We start from the raw sequence: 22,618 nt of genomic DNA on the forward strand, positions 1-22,618 counted from the left end.
AAGATTTGCATCTTCCTTTTTCGTTACACCGATTAACGAACAGTCGGGATCGGGCACATACCTCCGTCGCCTGTGCGGGCAATCACTTGAACTTCGTGCTTATCAGAAGTCTCAGACCGACCCTGTACTAAAGCTGAATATTCAATGCTCCCACTGCCGTCTATGATCGGTTGCAAGACGGCGTTGTAAGGTATATACACAGTGAATCCGTCTCGATGTTCTTCGTTGGCAAGTTTTTTGGTAAATTCATAAGGTGTGATTGGAACAGGATCTGTTCCATCCCAGCCCACGCCAGTCCAGGTAAACTCCAAGTCCATGCCCAACTCCAAAGGCGCTCCGCCCGGAACCGTCACAACGGCTACATGTCCCTGTCCGGCAATATTTCTCAGCGACCCACAGTCCAAGTATTCGCTACTTCCAATCATGAAAGTAAAGTTGATCTTTGGCTCTGGCAAGGTGACGGGCATAACGTAAACGCTCACTGGCTGTCGAAGTGACGGGTTTGGATTATTGTCGGGCAATGCGGGATTGGTAATCTTGTAATGTACGGGAATTGCCTGACCATTACCCTGTGCAGTAATAAATGCGTGTGGAATGGTAAACGGAACCGGATCGTCGTCAACTTCACTACCAGTCACGGTATACACCCCTCCAGGAGCGGGAACAGCTACGTCCCCCCAGTAGAGTTGATAGACGTCACCAACTTCTCGAACTTTATCAATGACTGTACTCGCCGTGCCGTCCTGCCCTGCATCGACGAGCTCAAATTTATTGGGATCGGTAGTGACTGCCGCTTGCACCCTTACCACGCTCAAGTTCGGGTTGCCTGTTTCCGGATCTTCTGGATCAGGTGGCAGGGTACCAGGACGCCGAAGGTCGACCTTCACCGGCACAACCGTGTTTTCAGGATATTCCTGCGTGCTACGCCATACCGAGTAGGTGACGCTGACAGGCCTTTCCCCGAGTCCTTTGGATTTCACATGGTCGTAAGGAACGTCGAAGATCATCGGAAAACCATCAACGGACCTTTTGCGTGGCTGTGCAATGCCATCCCACGTCAGCGCTACCTCATCCATCGCGCCAACATTGTCATACGCGCGGATGATAACGCCGACATCAGGGTACGCATCGCTGATAGTGATGAGGTTATCGGGAGCCGGCGCCTCAGGCACTTCAAGAGGCTTCAGGTTAGTGGGCTGCTGCGTCAGCAGAACCAGAACGTCCAGCTCATGTGAAGGCGGTCCTTCATTGCCAACGCGATCCTGCCATTGGTAATAAATGATTCGTTTCCCCTCACCCCCGGCTTCGATCCGGGCCTTCGTCAGTGTGACCGTCATAGCATCGCTACCGGCATCGGGGGCAATATAGGTGTCGACGATCGTGCCCGGATAGCTCTCGCCCATATAGACACGAGCAGTATCCCCGGTTCGTCGATCGGGATGCAGCGGGATCGTCAACTCAAGATCAGGGTCGGTTGCCAATCGCTCTATTGTTATACGACCGTCCTCGTACGGGGTCGGTAATTCAATTGGCTCACCAGCGATATTTTTATTCGGCGGCTCCTTATCAATCAGAATAAATTCCGGAACTGGAAAATCATATACATCCCTGACATAGGTCAATCTATAGCTCAATGCAAACCGACCTTCTGCACTCGTCTCAAGACCCGGCAATACCAGTTTCTGCTGAGTAGTTACCGGAGTCTTCGCTATGATGGGATCGCCCACTTCCATGCCATTCCACAATAGTTGCAACTTTACGTCGCGATTAGGTGGAGGGACAGGATTGATATCCAGAACGTTTTCGATAATAACTTCGTTAGGAAAACCCTGCCGAGCCTTCGGTAGTTTGTTTTCATCGTCACCTGTAACATTATCCAGCAAGCCCTGTAGCTTCGGTGGTGTTGGAGCGCGTGACACCCGGGCTGCGCGGATGGCCTTCATTGCCGCCCTGCCGGGCTCACCTTGCGTATTTTTTTCATGGACAGTCATTTTGTCACTCTCCTGATATTAAAGCAGATATTTGAACTCTATTTTTCGACACAACATGACCTCCGAATCGAAACTTCGACCCGTTACTGCCTGTCATTTATTTACTGCTTTATTTGCACGAAAAAACTTATTCCGGGCAATAAACCTCATTCATCGGCGAACAGACTATGCCGCTAGGCATGGTTCTATTGATAATTACAAATTCAGGTCGTGACCTGCCAATCGTGCCGTCCTGTTTATACAACACATAATAAACAAGTGCAGAAGCATTATTCACCATGGGTGCTATAAGCCGTTCGTAATCAGTGACGACCAGATCAAAGCCATTTTGGATATCCGCCAACTCGATTTGTTTTGGCAATTCGTCATAGGCATCGACAATAGGATTAGTCCCGTTCGGTCCCAGACACCCCTGCCAATGCACAATAACTTCATCCTTCTCTGCAAAGAGAGGGTTGGCCGGAATATGTACGGTGACGCCTTCCCACAAACGAGGTTTGGAGCAACAGTGCAATTCGACTTGTTTTCCGGCATGGGGGAATGTCGGCTCGTCGAGATTTTCGATGACGACGATCGCCACCTCTACCTCAGTCTTTCGAGCATGCTGGTCATTCACCCCATTACGGGTAACGTAGTAAACCGGTAACTTCGGATTCTGCAGGTCTGGCTGAATGTACTGCCATGGAATCTCCACCTCGATGGGCGTGCCGGCGCCATCACTGGCTTGCACCGTGTACGTGGCAACCGGCGTCGGAATCTGCCCCCAGTACACGTCTATTTCCTCAAAGGGCTGAGGATTGTCGTAGAGCGTCAATATCGCTCGCGCCGGCAAGCCGAAATCAATACTGCGTAGCTTGTCGGGAAGATCAGACTTCTGCCCGCGAATTTCCACTTTAGCCAGGGTTTCATTGAGCAACGCCGGGGCGTGTACATGATCCTGACCGGCAATGGTCAAATTCAACGCGACAGAAATGTCGGAGGAAGGCGCAGTGTAGCTGCCATCTGCCAGACGAATGCGATAACTCACTTTGGGCCGTGACGGACCATCGCCACGCGCATGCAGCGCCGTCCACGGAACAGTGGTTTGCAGCGGGAAGTCCGTCGGATCGACTGGAATTTCTGCCAGCGTTGTTCCGTCCCAGTCGATAGCAACCCGATGGGCAGCATCCGGAAAATCATAAGGATCTATCAGTACCTGGACGCTTTCACGAGCCTGCTGCCGATCAAGCAGATTACGCGTCAATATCACGCGAGGAGGAGGCAGCTTACCTGGCAGCGGCGACAGATCGACAAAGATTTTCGCTCGCCTGGCGTTGGGCCCGATATTGCCCGCAAGATCCCTGAGCCGGTAATACATAAAACGATCACCGTGCCCCCAAGGGCGGATCTCGTCGGCATACACAGTGATCAACAGACGTTTGTCGATAATGTCCTGAGCGCTGAACTCCTGTTCGCGGATCTCAACGTCGCTGTCGAGCGGATCTTCCTTGTCCGTCCAGAAATAGACTGCTCGATCGCCCGGTGCTACATCGATGTAAAACGGTACTTCGACGATGACCTGCCCGTGCTGCGTCAAATAGCTTTCTGTGATGACACCGTTCAGCTCGTCAGGAAAAATGACCGCATCGGGCTGGTTGCCGAAATTGGGCTTGCTGGTGTCGATGGTGATCTGTTTTTTTAAGGATTCCGAAGCGTTGGCCTCAGATCCGCTGGGGTAAAAGCGAATGGATACGTCATAGACCCCATGGCTTAAAAGATCTTTCGGTACGCTAAGAGTCTGCGGCTGCTGCACCGGGACATTGGATGGGTACTCGCGAAAATCCACCGGAACAAAGGCTGCGCCGCGCGTTCTGAAGCTCAGTTCCACTTTGTCGGTACGATTGGGAACCGTGGTGAAATCCACGCCTTCGAACGTGACCTGCAGAGGCTGCCCCAGCGCACGCAGAGGAAGAAGTCCCGCAGGATCATCCGGGTCCAGCACCGAAGGTACTTTGGGTGCTGGAATATCGGCGAGCGGCTCGCACTGAGGAGTGATTTGATCGTTCGGCGTATTGGTGGCAGACATCGCACGTAATCCCTGACGAATGTTGAAGCCCGCGTTGCGCACATTGTCGAACTGCGGCAGGCGTGTGTTGAATGGCTTCATTTAGCGCGCATCACTCAAAAGCGACAACTGTCAGAAATTACAGGTATTGCTACCGTTCGTCGGAGAAAATCCCGATTAGCAGGCCTACACCCGATAAACGACAGCGTTTAACCGATCGCGCCCTCGACCGTGGTTGCTGAAGCTCTCGGGAGCAAGCCCTCCGCCAACAGCTATCTGTGTAGATCACAAACCTCTGTCACACCACCGAACCTGTGGGAGCGAGCTTTTTCGCGAAGACTGGCCAGTAAGCAACGCAATTCCATCAGGCGAAAAAAACCCGCCGCCCCTTCAACAGGGGCGGCGGGTTTTGTCGTTTCAGGCCTCGATCAGACGGTGTCCACCTTCAACGAATGATCATTCAACATGCCGCTGATGATCGTCGCCGTGTCATGTCCACCGGCAACCACGCCACCCGCTCCCGGCGTGACGCCGTAGTGGCTGGCGAGGTTGACGCCGGCCAGATCGATGGTCTGGTTCGGCGTGGCGCCGGCCATGGCGCTGACATCGATGCTGGTGAGCACCGACGCGCCGCTGCCGGTGACGGTGAAGTGCAGGTAGTCATCCAGCGACGCCGTGGTGCCGTTTTCACCTTGCAGCAGTTGCGACAGGTCGAGCTTGTCGGTGCCTGGGGTGAAGTCGGTGATCAGGTCGTGGCCGCTGTTGCCTTTGAGCCACTGGAAGGTGTCGGCCCCTGCGCCGCCCGTCATCGTGTTGTTGCCCATGCCGCCGATCAGCAGGTCATCGCCGCCGCCACCGTTGAGGATATCGTTGCCCAGGCCGCCGTTGATCACATTGTTATTGTTGTCGCCGGTCAGGGTGTCGTTGAAGTTCGAACCGACGAGATTTTCGATAGCGGTCAGGGTGTCCGTCCCTGCGCCGACGGTGTTTTGCGCGCCGAGCAGGCCGAGGTTGACCGTGACGCCGGCCGTGGCGTGGGCGTAGCTTGCGGTGTCGATACCCATGCCACCGTCAAGCAAGTCATTGCCCGGGCCGCTATAAAGCAAGTCATTCCCAGCGCCGCCGTGCATTTCGTTGTTGCCCGAGCCTGCGGTGAGCACGTCATTGCCATCGCCGCCGTTGAGGATGTTGTCGCCGGTGCCGGCCACCAGAATGTCATCCCCGGCAGTGCCCGTGAGGGTGTGGCCATCCTGATAGGTAATGGTCACAGCAGCGGTATCGCTGCCGCCGTGGTTGTCGTTGGCGGTGTAGGTACCGTTGAAGTCCGGGGTGATGTCGTGGGCCCCGGCGTAGTTGACCGTCATGGTCAGTTGGTAGTTTTCCGCAGCGTTGGTGTTACTGCCGCTGGTGTTGGTGATGTTGGTCACGTGGATCTGATACGTGCCGTCGGCGCTGGCGGTGATGGTGCCGCCATCGGCGATGCCGACGAACGCGCCGCCGTTGAGCGAGTACTCCATGGTGATGTGCCCGGCCGCCAGGTTGTGATCGAGGTTGAGAGTTTCGCCCTGTTTCAGTTTGACGGTGATCAGGTCTTCATCGTTGGCATTGGCGTTGGTCACCGCGCCGAGGTAACCGCTGACCACCAGCACGGCGGTCATCGCTGCGGTGTTGGCGGCAAACGCATTGCGCACATCCGCCAGACTCTGGTTGGCGGCCGTATTCCCGGTACCGTTGAAGGTGATCGCGCCGGAGCCGGTGAAGTCCGCACCCTTCGCCGCCCAACCGGTATTGAAACTGGTTGGCGTGGCGTTGAGCGTGTCGCCATTCGGATCAGTGTCGTTGGCCAGCAACAACTCGCCCGGCACCACGATGTTGTTCGACAGCACGTTAGTGATGACGTGGTCGTCCGCCGCCACCGGAGGCGCGTTGGGGATCACTTTCACCGTCAGCGTCGAGCTGGCGAGGTCGCCGTCGTTGTCGCTGAGGGTGAAACCGATGTTTTCGGTGATCACCACCGCGGTGGTTTTCTGCGAGGTGTAGCTGTAGTCACCGGTGTCGAGGTTGATCACCAGCGTGCCGCTGTTGTTGGTGGCGATGCTCAGCGTGTTGTTCACGGTGTTGAAGGTGCCATGATTGGTGCCGCCGCTGGCGACCAGCGAGCCCTGTCCGCCATTGGCTTTTGGATCGTAGGTGTACGTGGTGCCGTCAATGACGATGGATTTGATGAAACCGCCATCGGCGCCGAACGTACCGCCCTCGCCCAGCAACGAACCGGTAACCGGCGCGCCTTCCACGGTGCCGGACAGCACCGAGTTGAGCTGGTTGAGATCCGTCACCACCACCGCGTTGGTATTGGTGTGGGTGATGCCGTCATACGCCAGCGGATCGAGGTTGGCGTTGCTCACGCCACTGCCCAGGCCGATCGCATAGTTCTTGATGTTGTTGGCATCGAGGAAGTTTTTCAGCGCCGCTTCGTCGGCAGCGTTGATGTCGCCCTCGTTGGGTTTGCCGTCGGAGAAGAAGTAGCCGACGTTCTGCGCCCCGGTGAGTTTGCCCGAGGTGTTGAACGCGGTCTGCATCACCGCCACGGCCGCGTCGTAGTTGGTGCCGCCGCCCGCCGTGAGGCCGGCGAGAATGGTTTTCGCCGTGGCCACATCGACCCACACCGAGGTGCGGTCGGTAGCGTTGCTGCTGAAGGTAACGAGCTGCACTTTCACATCGCCAAGATCATCGTACTTGTCGAGCAAGGCACTGATCGCCTGCTTGGCCAGCGCCAGCCGCGACAAGCCGGGCACGCCAGAGGCGTCGGCCATACTGCCCGAGATGTCGAGAACGATCAGCAGGTTGGAATCGATCTCCACTGCCGCCACCGAACGATCCGACGCCACGGCTTTGGGCACGTCGTCGACGATGTTGACGACAAGGGTGCTGGTGGTGCTGTTGCCCAGTGCATCGGTGGCTTTGTAGGTGAAGCTTTCGCTCAGGGTATTCGCCCCGTCGTTGGCATTCGGCGTGGTTTTCGGTGCCGAGGTCAGCGTGTAGGTGTAGGTGCCGTCAGCGTTGAGCTGGATCTGCCCGTACGTGCCGGTGGCGCTGCCGACCAGGGTGTAGGTGATCGCGCCCGTGCCGCCGGTGACCGCGCCGACCAGGGTACCGGTGGCGGTTTCGCCGGTGTTGGTCGGGTCGCTGCCGGTGACCGTGCCGGGGGCAAGATCCGCGCCGTCCTTGGTCAGGTCGAGGGCTTTTTCGTAGACCGTCACGTCCTGATCGACCGAGGCCACCAGTTTGCTGTCGGCGACATTGATGGTGATGGTCGTGGTGCTTTCGTCGCCGTCACTGTCGCGGATGGTGTAGGTGAATGTATCGGTGGCGCCGGGTGGACTCACCGAGTTCGGGTTGCTGTGGTAGACGGCGTTGCCTGCCGCATCGAGGGTCAGGTATCCGAAGGCGCCGTTGATGTTGCTGTTGAGGCCGCCGATTGCCGACGTTGCGGTGTTGCTGCCGGCACGCACGCCCACCACAGCTCCGCCCGCCGCAGCACCATCGGCGCCGGTGACGTCGTTGCCGAGCACGCTGATGTTGACCGTGCCACCCTCCGCCACCGAGCCGGTGTCGGCTTTGGCGGTGGGGAGATCATCGATGATGTTGACGTTGATCTGGCCGCTGGCGGTGCTGCCGTCGGTGTCGGTCGCCACCACGTTGAAGTTCTCGGTCAGGCTGTTGGCACCGTTGGCGTTCGGGTGGGTTTCGTTATCCACCAATGTGTAGCTGTAGCTGACCACGCCGGTCGCCGGGTTGTAACCGGTGATGGTGAACGTGCTGCCCAGCGGCGAGACGACCGATTGCGGGAAGCCTGCGGCCACGCCGTTGGTGACCACGGCAATGCCACCAACGGTGAGGGTTTGCAGACCATCGAGCGCGGTGACGGTAAAGGTGCCGCTCTGGGTCAGGGCCGGTGCGTTGGGGCTGGTGCCGTCGCTGAGGTTTTTCTCGTAAACGGTGAGTTCGCCGCCATTGACGTCAAGGCCGTTGAGCACCACCGGATCGTCGTTGTTGTGGATGTTCAGCACCAGATTGGCGGTGCTGGTGTCGCCGTCGGCATCGGTCAGGGTGTAGGTGAAGGTCTCGGTGCCGTTGCCACCGCCGTGCAGATTTTTGAAGTCGGCGTCGCTGGTATCCAGCGTGTAGGTGTAAGTGCCGTTGGCGTTGAGTACCAGGGTGCCGTAGGTCCCGACGATCGTGGCGGGCGTGATCGGACCGGCATTCGGCCCGGTCGCGACGACATCGGCGCCTTGCACGTCGTTGGTCAGCACGTTGCCGGTCAGCGTCAGTTGGCTTTCCGAGGCGGTGCTGGCGTTGCTGTCATTTACCGCTTTCGGCACGTCATCGACGATGCTGACGACGATGGTGCTGGTGACGACGTTGCCCAGCGAATCGGTGGCCTGATAGGTAAAGGTTTCGGTCAGGGTGTTGGCCCCGTCGTCGGCGTGCGGCGTGGTGGTCGCCGGCGATGTCAGGGTGTAGGTGTAGGTGCCGTTGGGGTTGAGGACGATCTGCCCATAGTTGCCGGTGGCACTGCCGACCAGCGCATAACTGATCGCACCGACGGCGCCGGTGACCGAGCCGACCAGCGTGCCGGACGCGGTTTCGCCGGTATTGCTCGGATCGCTGCCGGTGACCGTACCAGGGGCCAGATCGGCGCCGTCCTTGGTCAGGTCGAGCGCTTTTTCGTAGACGGTGACGTCGGTGTCGCTTGTCGCGTACAGCTTGCTGTTGGCGACATCGATGGTGATGGTGGTGGTGCTCTCATCACCGTCAGAATCGCGCACGGTGTAGGTGAATACGTCCACCGCGCCCGGGCCGTTCACGGTGTTCGGATTGCTGTGATAAACCGCGTTGCCGTTGGCATCGAGGGTCAGGTAGCCGTAGGTGCCGTTGATTTGCGCGTTCAGGCCTCCGATGGCGGAAGTCGAAGTGTCGGCACCGGCGCGTACGCCCACTACTGCGCCAGTCGCGGCCGGGCCGTCAGCGCCACCGATGTCATTGTCGAGCACGTTGCCGCTGACCGTACCGCCCTCCGCCACCGAGGCTGCGTCGGGATGAGCGCTGGGCAGGTCATCGACGATATTGACGTTGATCTGGCCGCTGGCCGTACTGCCGTCGGTGTCCGTGGCGACGACGTTGAAGTTCTCGGTGATGCTGTTGGCACCGTTGGCGTTCGGATGGGTTTCGTTGTCGACCAGGGTATAGCTGTAGCTGACCACACCGGTGGTTGCGTTGTAACCGGTGATGGTCAACGTGCTACCGAGTGGCGTGACGATCGATTGCGGGAAGCCTGCGGCGACGCCGCCGGTCACCACGGCGATACCGCCCACGGTGAGGGTTTGCAGGCCATCGAGGGCGGTCACGGTGAAGGTGCCGCTCTGGGTCAGTGCCGGCGCATCGGGACTGGTGCCGTCGCTGAGATTTTTCTCGTAGACCGTCAGCTCTCCACCATTCACATCGAGACCATTGAGCAATACCGGATCGTCGTTGTTGTGGATCTGCAAGACGAGGTTGGCGGTGCTGGTGTCGCCGTCGGAATCGGTGAGGGTGTAGGCGAAGGTTTCAGTACCGTTGCCACCGCCGTGCAGATTTTTGAAGTCGGCGTCGTTGGTGTTCAGCGTGTAGGTGTAAGTGCCGTTGGCATTGAGTTGCAAGGTGCCGTAGGTCCCGGTGAAAGTGCCGGCGGTGACCGGCCCGGTAGTTACGCGGTCGGCGCCTTGCACGTCGTTGGTCAGGACGTTGCCGGTCAGTGTTAGTTGAGTTTCCGAAGCGGTGGTGGTGTTGCTGTCGTCCACGGCTTTTGGCAGGTCGTCGATGATGTTGACGTCGAGGGTGGCATTGGCGGTGGTGCCGTTGTCGTCGACCACGGTGACGGCGAACTGCTCAGGCAGGTTGTTCGCGCCGTTGGCGGTTGGATGCGCTTCGTTGTCGACCAAGGTGTAGCTGTAGCTGACAACACCAGTTATGGCGTTGAAACCGGTGATGGTCAGCGTGCTGCCCAGCGGCGTGGTGACCGATTGCGGGAAACCTGCGGCGACGCCGTTGGTGACGACGGCAATGCCGCCGACGGTCAATGTGGTTACGCCGTCCAATGCAGTGATGGTGAACGTGCCGTTTTGGGTCAGTGCGGTTGCATCAGGCGCGCTGCCGTCACTGAGATTTTTCTCGTAAACCGTCAGTTCGCCGCCATTCACATCGAGACCGCTGATGACCACCGGATCGTCGTTGTTGTGGATCTGCAAGACGAGGTTCGCGGTGCTGGTATCGCCGTCGGAATCGGTGATGGTGTAGGTGAAGGTTTCGGTGCCGTTGCCACCGCCGTGCAGGTTTTTGAAGTCGGCATCGGTCGGGTTCAGCGTGTAGGTGTAAGTGCCGTTGGCGTTGAGCTGCAGCGTGCCGTAAGTCCCGGTGAAAGTACCGGCAGTAACCGGGCCGGTGGTTACGCGGTCGGCGCCTTGCACGTCGTTGGTCAGGACGTTGCCGGTCAGTGTCAGTTGAGTTTCCGAAGCAGTGGTTGTGTTGCTGTCGTCCACGGCTTTTGGCAGGTCGTCGATGATGTTGACGTCGAGGGTGGCATTGGCGGTGGTGCCGTTGTCGTCGACCACGGTGACGGCGAACTGCTCAGGCAGGTTGTTCGCGCCGTTGGCGGTTGGATGCGCTTCGTTGTCGACCAAGGTGTAGCTGTAGCTGACAACACCAGTTGTGGCGTTGAAACCGGTGATGGTCAGCGTGCTGCCCAGCGGTGTGGTGACTGATTGCGGGAAGCCTGCTGCCACGCCGTTGGTGACGACGGCAATGCCGCCGACGGTAAGCGTGGTGACGCCATCGAGCGCGGTAATCGTGAACGTGCCGTTCTGAGTCAGCGCAGCGGAGTCCGGTGCGCTGCCGTCGCTGAGATTTTTCTCGTAAACCGTCAGTTCGCCGCCATTCACATCGAGACCGCTGATGACCACCGGATCGTCGTTGTTGTGGATCTGCAAGACGAGGTTCGCGGTGCTGGTATCGCCGTCGGAATCGGTGATGGTGTAGGTGAAGGTTTCAGTACCGTTGCCACCGCCGTGCAGGTTTTTGAAGTCGGCATCGGTCGGATTCAGCGTGTAGGTGTAAGTGCCGTTGGCGTTGAGTTGCAACGTGCCATAAGTCCCGGTGAAAGTACCGGCAGTGACCGGGCCGGTGGTTACGCGGTCGGCGCCTTGCACGTCGTTGGTCAACACGTTGCCGGTCAGCGTCAGTTGAGTTTCCGAAGCAGTGGTGGTGTTGCTGTCGTCCACGGCTTTTGGCAGGTCATCGATGATGTTTACATCGAGGGTCGCGTTGGCGGTTGTGCCGTTGTCGTCGACCACGGTGACAGCGAACTGCTCAGGCAGGTTGTTCGCGCCGTTGGCGGTTGGGTGCGCTTCGTTGTCGACCAGGGTGTAGCTGTAGCTGACCACGCCGGTTGCTGCGTTGAAACCGGTGATGGTCAGCGTGCTGCCCAGCGGTGTGGTGACTGATTGCGGGAAGCCTGCGGCGACGCCATTGGTGACGACGGCGATGCCGCCGACGGTAAGCGTGGTGACACCGTCCAGCGCGGTGATCGTGAAGGTACCGTTCTGAGTCAGCGCAGCGGAGTCCGGTGCGCTGCCATCGCTGAGGTTTTTCTCATAAACCGTCAGCTCCCCGCCCTCGACGTTCAAGCCGTTGATGATCACCGGGTCGTCGTTGTTGTGGATCTGCAAGACGAGATTCGCGGTGCTGGTATCGCCGTCCGAATCAGTGATGGTGTAGGTGAAGGTTTCAGTACCGTTGCCACCGCCGTGCAGGTTTTTGAAATCGGCATCGGTCGGATTCAGCGTGTAGGTGTAAGTGCCGTTGGCATTCAGCACCAGCGTGCCGTAAGTGCCAGTAAAAGTACCTGCCGTGATCGGCCCGGCATTTTCACCCGTCGGCACACGGTCGGCGCCTTGCACGTCGTTGGTCAGGACGTTGCCGGTCAGCGTCAGTTGAGTTTCCGAAGCAGTGGTGGTGTTGCTGTCGTCCACGGCTTTTGGCAAGTCATCGATGATGTTTACATCGAGGGTGGCATTGGCGGTGGTGCCGTTGTCATCGACCACAGTGACCGCGAACTGCTCAGGCAGTGTATTGGCGCCGTTGGCGGTCGGGTGCGCTTCGTTGTCGACCAGGGTGTAGCTGTAGCTGACAACACCGGTCGCTTCGTTGAAACCGGTGATGGTCAGCGTGCTGCCCAGCGGTGTGGTGACCGATTGCGGGAAGCCTGCTGCCACGCCGTTGGTGACCACGGCAATGCCGCCCACCGTCAGGGTGGTGACACCGTCCAGTGCCGTGATGGTGAACGTGCCGTTTTGCGTCAGTGCGGTTGCATCAGGCGCGCTGCCGTCGCTGAGGTTTTTCTCGTAAACCGTCAGCTCCCCGCCCTCGACGTTCAAGCCGTTGATGACCACCGGATCATCGTTGTTGTGAATCTGCAAAACCAGGTTCGCGGTGCTGGTGTCGCCGTCGGAATCGGTGATCGTGTAGGCGAAGGTTTCCGTGCCGTTGCCACCACCGTGCAAGGCTTTGAAATCCGCGTCGCTGGTGTTCAGCGTGTAGGTGTAAGTGCCGTTGGCGTTCAACACCAAAGTGCCGTAAGTCCCGGTGAACGTACCGGGCGTAACCGGGCCGGTGGCCACACGGTCGGCGCCTTGTACATCGTTGGTCAGGACATTACCGGTCAGCGTCAGCAAGGTTTCCGAGGCTGTCGAGGTGTTGCTGTCATCCACCGCTTTCGGTACGTCGTCGGTGATGTTGACGTCGAGCGTGCCAGTGGCGCTGTCGCCGTTGCTGTCGCCGGCAATCACCGTGAACTGTTCGCTGAGGTTGTTCGTGCCGTCGCCGGCGGCATGGGTTTCGTTGCCGTTGAGGGTGTAGCTGTAAGTGACCACGCCGGTCGCCGGGTTGTATCCGGTGATGGTCAGCGTGTTGCCCAGTTGCGTGGTGATCGATTGTGGAAAGCCGACGGCCACGCCCGCGTTGATCAGGCTGATGCCGCCCACGCTCAGGCTGCTCAACCCGTCTGGCGCCGACACGGTGAAGCTGCCGCTCTGGGTCAGCGCGCCGGGATTGGCGGCCGAACCATCAGGCAGATTGGCTTCATTGAGGGTCAACTCGCCGCCGGGCACGGCAAGGCCGCTGAGGGTGACCAGATTGTTGACCGGTGGCGGTGGCACCACCGGCACGGTGTTGTCACCGTTGTCGATGACCGCGTTGTGGCGTTCTTCGGGAAACTCGGGGATACCGCCGAACCCGGCAGTCGGGAAACCGATAATCGGATCGACCCGCCCGCCGACTTCGGTCAGTAAAACGAAACTGTGCCCGCCGCCCAATTCACCCGGCGCGCCGCCCGGTGCATTGGGGCCGGCTGCAGTGGCTTCAGCGGATTTGGTCGGGTCGTCACCGGCGGCGATGGCTTTCTGGATCTGCTCGACGTCGGTCAGTTGCGCCTCGCTCGGGGTCAGCACTTCGGGCGCGTTGACATGCGCCGCCTGATCGGCCAGCAACTGGCTGGTCATGGTCAGGCTGCTGTCGCGGCCCAGGGTCAATTCCTGGCCATTTTGCAGATGAACGGCGACGGCGCCTTCCGCCCCGGTGATCAGTTGATCGCCCGCAAACAAGCGATCCCCTTCAACCAGTGCGCGTTTTGTACCGTCGGCTGACTGAGCGAAAACCTGGCCAATGACTTTAGTAACCGTACCGATGAGCGTTGCCATGTGAAATCCTCCGCTGCCGACCACCGTCGGCACTGGTAAGCGAAGCAGCCCATGGCTCAATCGGGTTGTCGGGGGCGACGCTCGCACCCTCGACAGTTCGTTTCGCAGGTAGCGCCTTACGGAAACTTCAGTGCTATCAAGCACTTCCGAACCCTGTTCAAGGCAGCACGCCCACTAACGCTACGTAACGATGGTGAATCACCCGAGTGACAAAAAAATGTCGCTCATCCGTCGCTACGCGTCCCTCCCCTTCAGCAGTACTTCGCCGTATGTCGCAAAGTGAGTGGAACTTTCCTCAAGCCTTTTTGCACTCCCTAAAGCGCATAAAACAAAGGCTTTCGTGCTGAACAATGTGCCGCTTTTTACAAAGCGCATAAGTTTTTTTCGGCATAAGCCTTATGAAAATTTTTTCTTAGCTACGCTTCAGGATGTTCTTAGCTCTGTTGTTACAAGAGTGAAACGCCTACACCTAAAAATATCGTCAAATATTTGGCGACAGTTACACACCATCAGGACTCAGGGAGATGCACCCATGCGCGTTCTAACCCCCCTCTGCAGCGCGGTTTTGCTGGCCATGGCTTGCACTTCTCAAGCCCAGGCCATGAACCTCACCGAGGCGATCCAAAGCACGATTGCGACCCACCCGGAACTGGCTTCGCGCGTGGACGCACGCCTGTCGGCTGATGAACAAGTCAAAGTTGCCAAGGGCGGCTTCTACCCGTCCGTCGATTTGAACGCCGCCTATGGTCGCGGCTACAGCGACAACACCAACACCCGGGCCTTCGGTAATCACCACACCGAGATTCTCAATTACACCCAGTCGGAGCTGCGTCTGCGGCAAATGCTCTTCGACGGTTTCAACACCGCCAACGAAGTCGAACGGACCAAAGGCGTGTCCAATTCGCGCGCGTACTACGCGCAAGGCACCGCTCAGGATCTGGCCCTGCGCACCATCGAGGTCTACCTCGAAGTGCTCAAGCGCCGCGAACTGGTGACGCTGGCCCGGAACAACCTGCAGGCGCACTTGCGCGTCAACGATCAGATCGGCCTGCGTACCGAGCGCGGCGTCGGCAGCACCGCTGACTCCGATCAGTCGGTCGCTCGTAAAGCGTTGGCACAGAACAACCTCGACACCGCCGAAGTCGATCTGGCCGATGCCGAATCAAACTTCTACAGCGTGGTCGGGCGCATGCCCGATGAGCTGGAAACCCCGGCCTCGACCCGTGGCGAGTTACCCACCTCCCTGCCGGAAGCCCAGCAGAGCATGGTCGAGAACAACCCGTATCTGAAATCCGCACAGGCCGACGTGCAATCGGCCGAGAGCCAGTACGAAGTCGCCAAGTCACCTTTCTATCCACGCTTCGACGCAGAAGCGGCGGTGGGCGCGAACAACAACGTGCAAGGCGATGAGGGTCACGACAACGAATGGCGCGTGGGTGTGGTGATGAACTACAACCTGTTCCGTGGCGGCAGCGACAAGGCGCGACTGGCCTCCGATGCGCACCAGATCAATCAGGCGATGGACATCCGCAACAACGCCTTGCGTCAGTTGAACGAGAACATTCACCTGGCCTGGAACGCCATGCTCAACGCGAAGAAACAGACCCCGACCGCCCGCGAATACGCTGAAACCACCAAGCGTGTACGCGCCGCCTATCAGGATCAGTTCGGCCTTGGCCAACGCACCCTGCTCGATTTGCTCGACAGCGAAAACGAGCTCTACAACGCCAACCGCCGCTACACCGAAATCCGCTACACCGAGGAATATTCGATGTACCGCGTGCTGGCGAACATGGGCCAGTTGCTGAGCAAACAACGGGTGGTGCTGCCTGCCGATGCGATCGCCGCGACCGAGGTGAAAAACGAGGCACGTCTGCCAGAGCTGAAATGACGTAGACCTCCTGCCGAAGGCTGCTGATTCTGATCGTTCCCACGCTCTGCGTGGGAATGCAGCCCGTGACGCTCCGCGTCACTGGACGCAGAGCGTCCCTGGAGGTATTCCCACGCAGAGCGTGGGAACGATCAGTAAGCCCAATGAAGCGGTAACAGGGGAGCGATCAATATGACCAGCATGGAACCCGGCCATTCCGGGGTCGATCCGCGGCTGAGCTTCGATGATCCGTTACTCGACGGTCTGTTGATCCTCTGCAAACTCCATGGCGCGACGGTCAGTCGCGCCAGCCTGAGTGCCGGGCTGCCCCTGAACAAACAACGCCTGAGCCTCGATCTGTTGCCCCGCGCCGCCGCCCGGGCCGGGTTGCAGGCGCGTTTGCTGCGTCGTGATCTGAAAGATATCTCGCCACTGAACCTGCCGATCCTGTTACTGCTCAACGACGGCCGCACCGCCGTGTTGCGGCGTTTTGGCGATGACGGCAAAGCCCTGATTTTGCCCAGCGAAGCCGATGGCGGCGAGCAATGGGTCAGCCGCGAAGAACTCAGCGAACACTACAGTGGCCAGGCCTTGTTCGCCCGGCCCCGCCACGAACTTGAAGACCTGCGCTCGCCCCTGGTGCCGCGAGTGCATGCGTGGTTTCGCGACACTTTGAAGCTGTCGAAATGGCTCTACAGCGACGCGATCCTTGCCAGTTTCCTGATCAACCTTCTGGGCCTGATGGTGCCGCTGTTCGTCATGCAGACCTACGACCGCGTGGTACCGAATCAGGCCACCTCGACCCTGTGGGTGCTGTCGATCGGGCTGTTGATCGGCACCGGTTTCGAACTGGTGTTGCGGGTGGTGCGCGCGCACTTGCTGGACACCGCCGGCAAGAAAACCGATGTGATCCTATCCGCGACATTGTTCGAGCGCATCACCGGCATGTCGATGAAGGCGCGGCCGGCGACCATCGGTGGTTTCGCCCAGAGCATTCATGACTTCCAGGGCCTGCGCGAATTCCTCACGGCGGTGACCCTGACCAGTCTGATCGACCTGCCCTTCGTGGTGTTGATGCTGGTAGTGATCGGCCTGCTCGGGGGCTGGCTGGTAGTGATTCCGCTGCTGGCGTTTCCGATCACGATCATGTTTGCCCTGGCCATTCAGGTGCGTCTGCGCGACACCGTGCAGAAGAGTTTGAGCCTCGGCGCCGAACGTCAGGCTTTGCTGATCGAAACCCTCGGCGGTCTGGAAACCCTCAAGGCTTGCAGCGCCGAAAGCGAGCGCCAGCACAAATGGGAAAGCACCCACGGCGCCCTCACCCGCCTCGACAGCCACGCACGCAATCTATCGGCGCTGGCCACCAACGGCACGCTGTTCATCCAGCAGTTTTCCGGGATGGCGACGATTGTCGCCGGGGTCTACAGCATCATCGCCGGCAACCTCAGCGTCGGCGCGCTGGTGGCGACATACATGCTCGGCAGTCGCGTGCTCGCGCCGCTGGGGCAGATCGCCGGGCTCATCACCCGTTATCAGCAAGCGCAACTGACCATGAAGAGCACCGACGCGCTGATGGCTTTGCCGCAAGAGCGCGACGGCAAACAGCGGCCGCTGGAACGTACGCAACTGCAAGGCGCGCTCGACGTCAACGGCGTGACCTTTCATTACAACGGGCAGAATGCGCCGGCCCTGAGCAATGTCAGTTTCAGTCTGAAACCTGGCGAACGGGTCGGCATCATCGGTCGCAGCGGTTCCGGCAAAAGTACTTTGGCGCGGCTGGTGATGGGCTTCTATGAACCGGAAGAAGGCCAATTGCTGCTCGACGGCCTCGACCTGCGGCAACTGGACGTCGCCGACCTGCGCCAGCAGATCGGTTACGTCGCCCACGATCTGCCACTGTTGGCCGGCAGTCTGCGCGACAACCTGACCCTCGGCGCGCGCTACATCAGCGACTCACGCATGCTCGAAGTTGCCGAACTGACCGGCGTCACCGAACTCGCCCGTCAGCACCCGCAAGGCTTTGACCGCCCGGTGGGCGAGCGCGGGCAATTGCTCTCCGGCGGACAACGCCAGGCCGTGTTGCTGGCGCGAGCGTTGTTGCTCGACCCGCCGATCATGCTGCTCGACGAACCCACCAGCGCCATGGATAACAGCAGCGAAGACCAGTTACGCCAGAAGCTGCACGACTGGGTACAAGGCAAAACCCTGCTGCTGGTCACCCACCGCACCTCGATGCTGAGCCTGGTGGACCGGTTGCTGGTGCTGGACAACGGCCGGGTCGTCGCTGACGGCCCGAAAGAAGCGGTCATCGATGCACTGCGCAAGGGCCGCGTCGGCTCGGCGGCGGTTTAGGAGTTGCCCCATGTCTGCTTCTTCCGGCTCTGATTCAAATGCCAAATCACGCGGCTACTTCGACAGTTTCGGCAAGAGCGCCGAAGCCGAGTTCATGCCGGAAACTGCCGGCGCTTCGTTGCAGGATTCGCCGCGCTGGTCGCGCATCACCGTGTGGCTGGCAGCGGGCTTACTGATCTCGGCGCTGGTCTGGGCCAAATTCGCGGTGCTTGAAGAAGTGACCATGGGCGAAGGCAAGGCGATTCCGTCGAGCAAGGTCCAGGTGATCCAGAATCTTGAGGGCGGGATCGTCACTGAAATCTTTGTCCGCGAGGGGCAAATGGTGAACAAGGGCGACACCCTGCTGCGCCTGGATGACACGCGGTTTCGCTCGAACAAGGGCGAGAGCGAAGCGGATCGTTATGCACTGACGGCCCAGGTCGAACGGCTGTCAGCGGAAGCCGAGGGCCGGCCGTTCAAACTCTCTGATGAAGTGATCGCCAAAGCACCGCAAGTGGCAGAAGACGAGCGCTCGCTGTACGAGCAACGGCAACGGCGTCTGGCCAGCGAACAGCGCACCTTGAGCGAACAATTGCGCCAGAAGACTCAGGAACTGGCTGAGTTCCGCTCCAAGCAAGGCCAGTTCAGCTCAAGTCTGGCGCTGCTGCAGCAAGAGATGAACATGTCCGAGCCATTGGTAAAAACCGGCGCGGTGTCCCCGGTGGAAATCCTCCGGCTCAAGCGTAGCGCGGTGGAAATTCGCGGGTCCTTGAACGCGACAACCCTGGCGATTCCCCGGGCCGAATCGGCGATCGCCGAGATCCGCAGCAAGATCGACGAGTCCGAGCAGACCTTCCGCTCCGAGGCCGCCAAAGAGCTGAATGAGAAACGCACGGACCTGTCGAAAATCACTGCCAGCAGCATCGCCATCGACGACCGCGTCAGCCGCACCACCGTGACCTCGCCGGTACACGGGGTGATCAAGCAACTCAAGGTCAACACCATTGGTGGTGTGGTCCAACCGGGCAGCGACATGGTCGAAATCGTGCCGCTGGAAGACAACCTGCTGATCGAGGCCAAGGTGCGCCCGCAGGATGTGGCGTTCCTGCATCCGGGCCAGAAAGCCATGGTCAAGTTCAGTGCTTACGACTACACGATTTACGGCGGGTTGAGTGCCAAGCTTGAGTTGATCGGTGCGGACACGATTACCGATGACAAGGGCAACAGCTTCTATCTGATTCAGGTGAGAACCGATAAAAACCATTTGGGCGGGGATGTGAAACCGCTGCTGATCATTCCGGGAATGGTAGCGACGGTGGACATTATTACCGGGGAGAAAAGTGTGCTGGATTATCTGCTGAAACCGGTGCTGAAGGCGCGGACCGAGGCGATGCGCGAACGGTAGCGATATCCGGATTTTGTGGTGAATTGACTGGCCTCATCGCTGGCAAGCCAGCTCCCACAGTATCCGGGTCAAACACAAAATCTGTGAACACCTCAGAACCTGTGGGAGCTGGCTTGCCAGCGATGAGGCCTGCAAAGGCACCGATCATTTTTCAGCATGATTGCGCTGAAAAACCTCCTCCCCCATCGCCGCAATCTGCCCCTCGATCAACGCCTCGAACGGCCTCAGCAACGGCGCAAACGTAGTCGGTGCTTCGAGAGTTTCAAGCGCCTGCACAATCGCCTCGATCGTCGACAAAGCACCCGGCCCCGGCGCCTTGCGCAATCGATAGCGCGACACACCGCCCTGCGCCAGCGTCACCCGTGGCAACGCCGCCAGCAGCGGATTGAGGTGCAACATCTTGCGCGCCTTGCGCCAGGTGCCGTCGGGCACCACCAGCAGCAACGGTTCATCAGACTCGCCATACGCCTGCATCGGCTGCGCATCATCCGCCGGAAACAACAACCGCGCCTGATACCCAGGCCGGTTCAGCAGCGCCGGCAAATCCGCGAACACCTCGCCGACAATCAGTTCGGCATTGGTCAAACCCAGCGCCGCCAAGCGCGCGGTATTGAGCGCATGACTGACCTCGCTCGGATGCTGCAACAGCAACACCCGGGTGCGGCTGTCGAGACGGGGGATCAGCGCGCACAGGCAATGGGTTTCGGGGCGCAGGCAGCGCGGGCATTGAGGTCTGGACATACTTCTTGTTCCTACAAGCTAGGCCTGATTGAGTTGGGCTTTGAGCAAATCACGGAAGGTCTGAATCAGCGGTTCACGGCTGCGGCCCCGGCGCATGATCATCGAAAACGGTGCCTGATAACCGAAGGTCGCCGGCAGCAACACACGCAAATCACCCTTGTCCGCCCAGGCTTGAGCGTAGTGCTCCGGCAGGTAACCGATGTAGGCGCCGGACAACACCAGAATCAGCTGCGCTTCCATACTTTCCACGGTCGCCGCACTGTGTTTGAAGCCGTGCCGGGCCAACTCCGCCTGACTCCAGTAACCGCGTCCGACCATGCGCTGCTGGGTGATGACCTGCTCGGGGATGCGCCGCTCGTTGAACAACGGGTGCCGGCTGCTGCAATACAGCCAGTGCTGCTCGCGGTACAGCGGCATGTAGACTAGACCGCTCATGCGCGTGGAAAACGCACCGATGGCCAGATCGAGGCGGTTGTCCTGCACGCCGAGTTGCAGTTCATACGGGCTCATCACCGACAGATGCAAATGCACCGCCGGATGCTCCTGACTGTAAGCGCCGATGGCTTCGGCGAACGGCAGGGCCTTGTCGCTGACAGTGGAGTCGATGACCCCAAGGTTGAGCGTGCCGCGCAATTCGCCCTTGAGCGCGGCGGCGTATTGCTCGAAGCCTTCGAGTTCGGCGAGCAGGCGCAGGGTTTCCTGGTGGAACAGCTCACCTTTGCTGGTCAGGCTGAACCCGCCACGCCCGCGATGGCACAGCACCAGGCCGAGCGCGGCTTCGAGCTGGCTCATGTAGGTGCTGATTGCCGAGGTCGACAGGTTAAGTTCCTGCTGCGCGTTGGCAAAGCCCTGATGGCGCACGACGCTGACGAAGATGCGCAACAGTTTCAGGTCGGGTAAAGCGTTGGCCATGTCTACTCCAAGGATCGTTCCCACGCTCTGCGTGGGAATGCAGCCCGTGACGCTCTGCGTCACCTGCGAGTACGGCTGGACGCGGAGCGTCCGTGGATGCATTCCCACGCGGAGCATGGGAACGAGCAGGTGGGGAAGTCTGGCATTAGTTTAGAAAAATCTGAACTAAGTATTTGCCCGTAGCGATTCTTCCCCTCCACTACATTTCGCAGAATCGGCCCCACAGCGGCGTCCGAACCTGTGCTGAACGGTGCGCCGACATAAATAAAACAAAGACGATGAGGCCTTTCCCGTGGACAAGATTCTTCACCAACCACTGGGCGGCAACGAAATGCCGCGCTTCGGCGGCATCGCCACCATGCTCCGACTCCCACACCTGCCCACTGCTGCCGGTCTGGACGCTGCCTTTGTTGGCGTGCCACTGGACATCGGTACTTCGCTGCGCCCCGGGACCCGCTTCGGGCCACGCGACATCCGCACCGAATCAGTGATGATCCGTCCCTACAACATGGCCACCGGCGCTGCGCCGTTCGATTCGCTGTCGGTGGCCGACATCGGTGACGTGGCGATCAACACCTTCAACCTGCTCGACGCCGTGCGCATCATCGAAGAAGCCTAGGACTTTATGCTCGATCAAAACGTGATCCCGATGACCCTGGGTGGCGACCACACCATCACCCTGCCGATCCTGCGGGCGATTCATAAAAAGCACGGCAAGGTCGGTCTGGTACACATCGACGCCCACGCTGACGTCAACGATCACATGTTCGGCGAGAAGATCGCCCACGGTACGACCTTCCGTCGCGCTGTCGAAGAAGGTCTCCTGGACTGCGACCGCGTGGTGCAGATTGGCCTGCGTGCGCAGGGTTACACCGCTGACGACTTCAACTGGAGCCGCGATCAGGGCTTCCGCGTCGTACAAGCCGAAGAATGCTGGCACAAGTCGTTGGCCCCGCTGATGGCCGAAGTGCGCGAGAAAGTCGGCGGCGGTCCGGTGTACCTGAGCTTCGACATCGACGGCATCGACCCGGCCTGGGCGCCAGGCACCGGCACCCCGGAAATCGGTGGCCTGACGACCATTCAGGCGATTGAAATCGTGCGCGGCTGCCAAGGCCTCGACCTGATCGGTTGCGATCTGGTAGAAGTCTCGCCCGCTTATGACACCACCGGCAACACCTCGCTGCTGGCCGCCAACCTGCTGTACGAAATGCTCTGCGTACTGCCTGGCGTGGTCCATCGCTGAGGATCGGGTCATGAACGAACGTGATCAGGTTTTGCAAGCGGCCGCCGATCTGGTGGCCGCGTTCGCCCGCAACGATCGCGAAGCTTACTTCGGCGCGTTCAGCGCCGACGCAAGTTTCGTCTTCTACACCCTCGAACAGCCTTTGCTGTCGCGCGATGCCTATCAGGCCTTGTGGGACAGCTGGCGCGCCGAGGATGGCTTTGAAGTGCTGTCGTGCACTTCGAGCAACGCCTTCGTCAGCCTGCAAGGTGACGTGGCGATTTTCATCCATGACGTGGCCACCGAGCTGC

Annotated in this window: 9 protein-coding genes and 1 pseudogene; 5 read left to right on the top strand and 5 right to left on the bottom strand. The window is 59.6% G+C overall.

Translation table 11 applies throughout. The features are described 5' to 3' along the window. Window positions 1-32: 32 nt before the first annotated feature. The 3 genes from ACIONG_RS06945 to ACIONG_RS06955 form a co-directional block, all read right to left on the bottom strand. Window positions 33-1,991: a hypothetical protein gene (locus ACIONG_RS06945; RefSeq protein ID WP_401297643.1), complete on the bottom strand. Its 1,959-nt coding sequence runs from the start codon at window positions 1,989-1,991 to the stop codon at window positions 33-35. A gap of 127 nt (window positions 1,992-2,118) precedes the next feature. Then, complete coding sequence (locus ACIONG_RS06950; protein WP_401297646.1) at window positions 2,119-4,137, bottom strand: hypothetical protein; 2,019 nt, start codon at window positions 4,135-4,137, stop codon at window positions 2,119-2,121. Between the two features lie 326 nt (window positions 4,138-4,463). Continuing rightward, on the bottom strand, window positions 4,464-13,826 hold the full coding sequence (locus ACIONG_RS06955; RefSeq protein WP_401297649.1) for a retention module-containing protein: 9,363 nt from the start codon (window positions 13,824-13,826) through the stop codon (window positions 4,464-4,466). Between the two features lie 532 nt (window positions 13,827-14,358). Between ACIONG_RS06955 and ACIONG_RS06960 the strand changes: the two genes are divergently transcribed. The 3 genes from ACIONG_RS06960 to ACIONG_RS06970 all read left to right on the top strand — a co-directional run bounded on the left by ACIONG_RS06960 (window position 14,359) and on the right by ACIONG_RS06970 (window position 19,432). Beyond that, complete coding sequence (locus tag ACIONG_RS06960) at window positions 14,359-15,717, top strand: TolC family outer membrane protein (RefSeq protein ID WP_105708539.1); 1,359 nt, start codon at window positions 14,359-14,361, stop codon at window positions 15,715-15,717. Window positions 15,718-15,888: 171 nt separating this feature from the next. Beyond that, the gene (locus ACIONG_RS06965; protein ID WP_315447106.1) at window positions 15,889-18,048 is read left to right on the top strand and encodes a type I secretion system permease/ATPase; all 2,160 of its coding nucleotides are present in this window, start codon (window positions 15,889-15,891) and stop codon (window positions 18,046-18,048) included. Between the two features lie 10 nt (window positions 18,049-18,058). After that, window positions 18,059-19,432, top strand: a complete 1,374-nt coding sequence (locus ACIONG_RS06970; RefSeq protein ID WP_213027889.1) for an HlyD family type I secretion periplasmic adaptor subunit — start codon at window positions 18,059-18,061, stop codon at window positions 19,430-19,432. Window positions 19,433-19,576: 144 nt separating this feature from the next. On the opposite strand, the gene ACIONG_RS06975 is transcribed toward ACIONG_RS06970, so the two are convergent. Next, entirely contained in the window at window positions 19,577-20,173 is a 597-nt protein-coding gene (locus tag ACIONG_RS06975; protein WP_103306198.1) for a tRNA-uridine aminocarboxypropyltransferase, read from the bottom strand. An 18-nt stretch (window positions 20,174-20,191) separates the two neighbouring features. After that, on the bottom strand, window positions 20,192-21,085 hold the full coding sequence (locus ACIONG_RS06980; protein WP_007956593.1) for a LysR family transcriptional regulator: 894 nt from the start codon (window positions 21,083-21,085) through the stop codon (window positions 20,192-20,194). Window positions 21,086-21,377: 292 nt separating this feature from the next. Between ACIONG_RS06980 and speB the strand changes: the two are divergent. Together speB and ACIONG_RS06990 are read left to right on the top strand one after the other, a co-directional pair. Beyond that, window positions 21,378-22,328, top strand: a pseudogene (gene speB / locus ACIONG_RS06985) (agmatinase). Window positions 22,329-22,338: 10 nt separating this feature from the next. Further along, window positions 22,339-22,618: nuclear transport factor 2 family protein (locus ACIONG_RS06990; protein WP_401297654.1), on the top strand; the 280-nt coding region annotated here is incomplete at its 3' end.

Source organism: Pseudomonas sp. NPDC087817, from assembly GCF_044742875.1.
Classification (GTDB): domain Bacteria; phylum Pseudomonadota; class Gammaproteobacteria; order Pseudomonadales; family Pseudomonadaceae; genus Aquipseudomonas.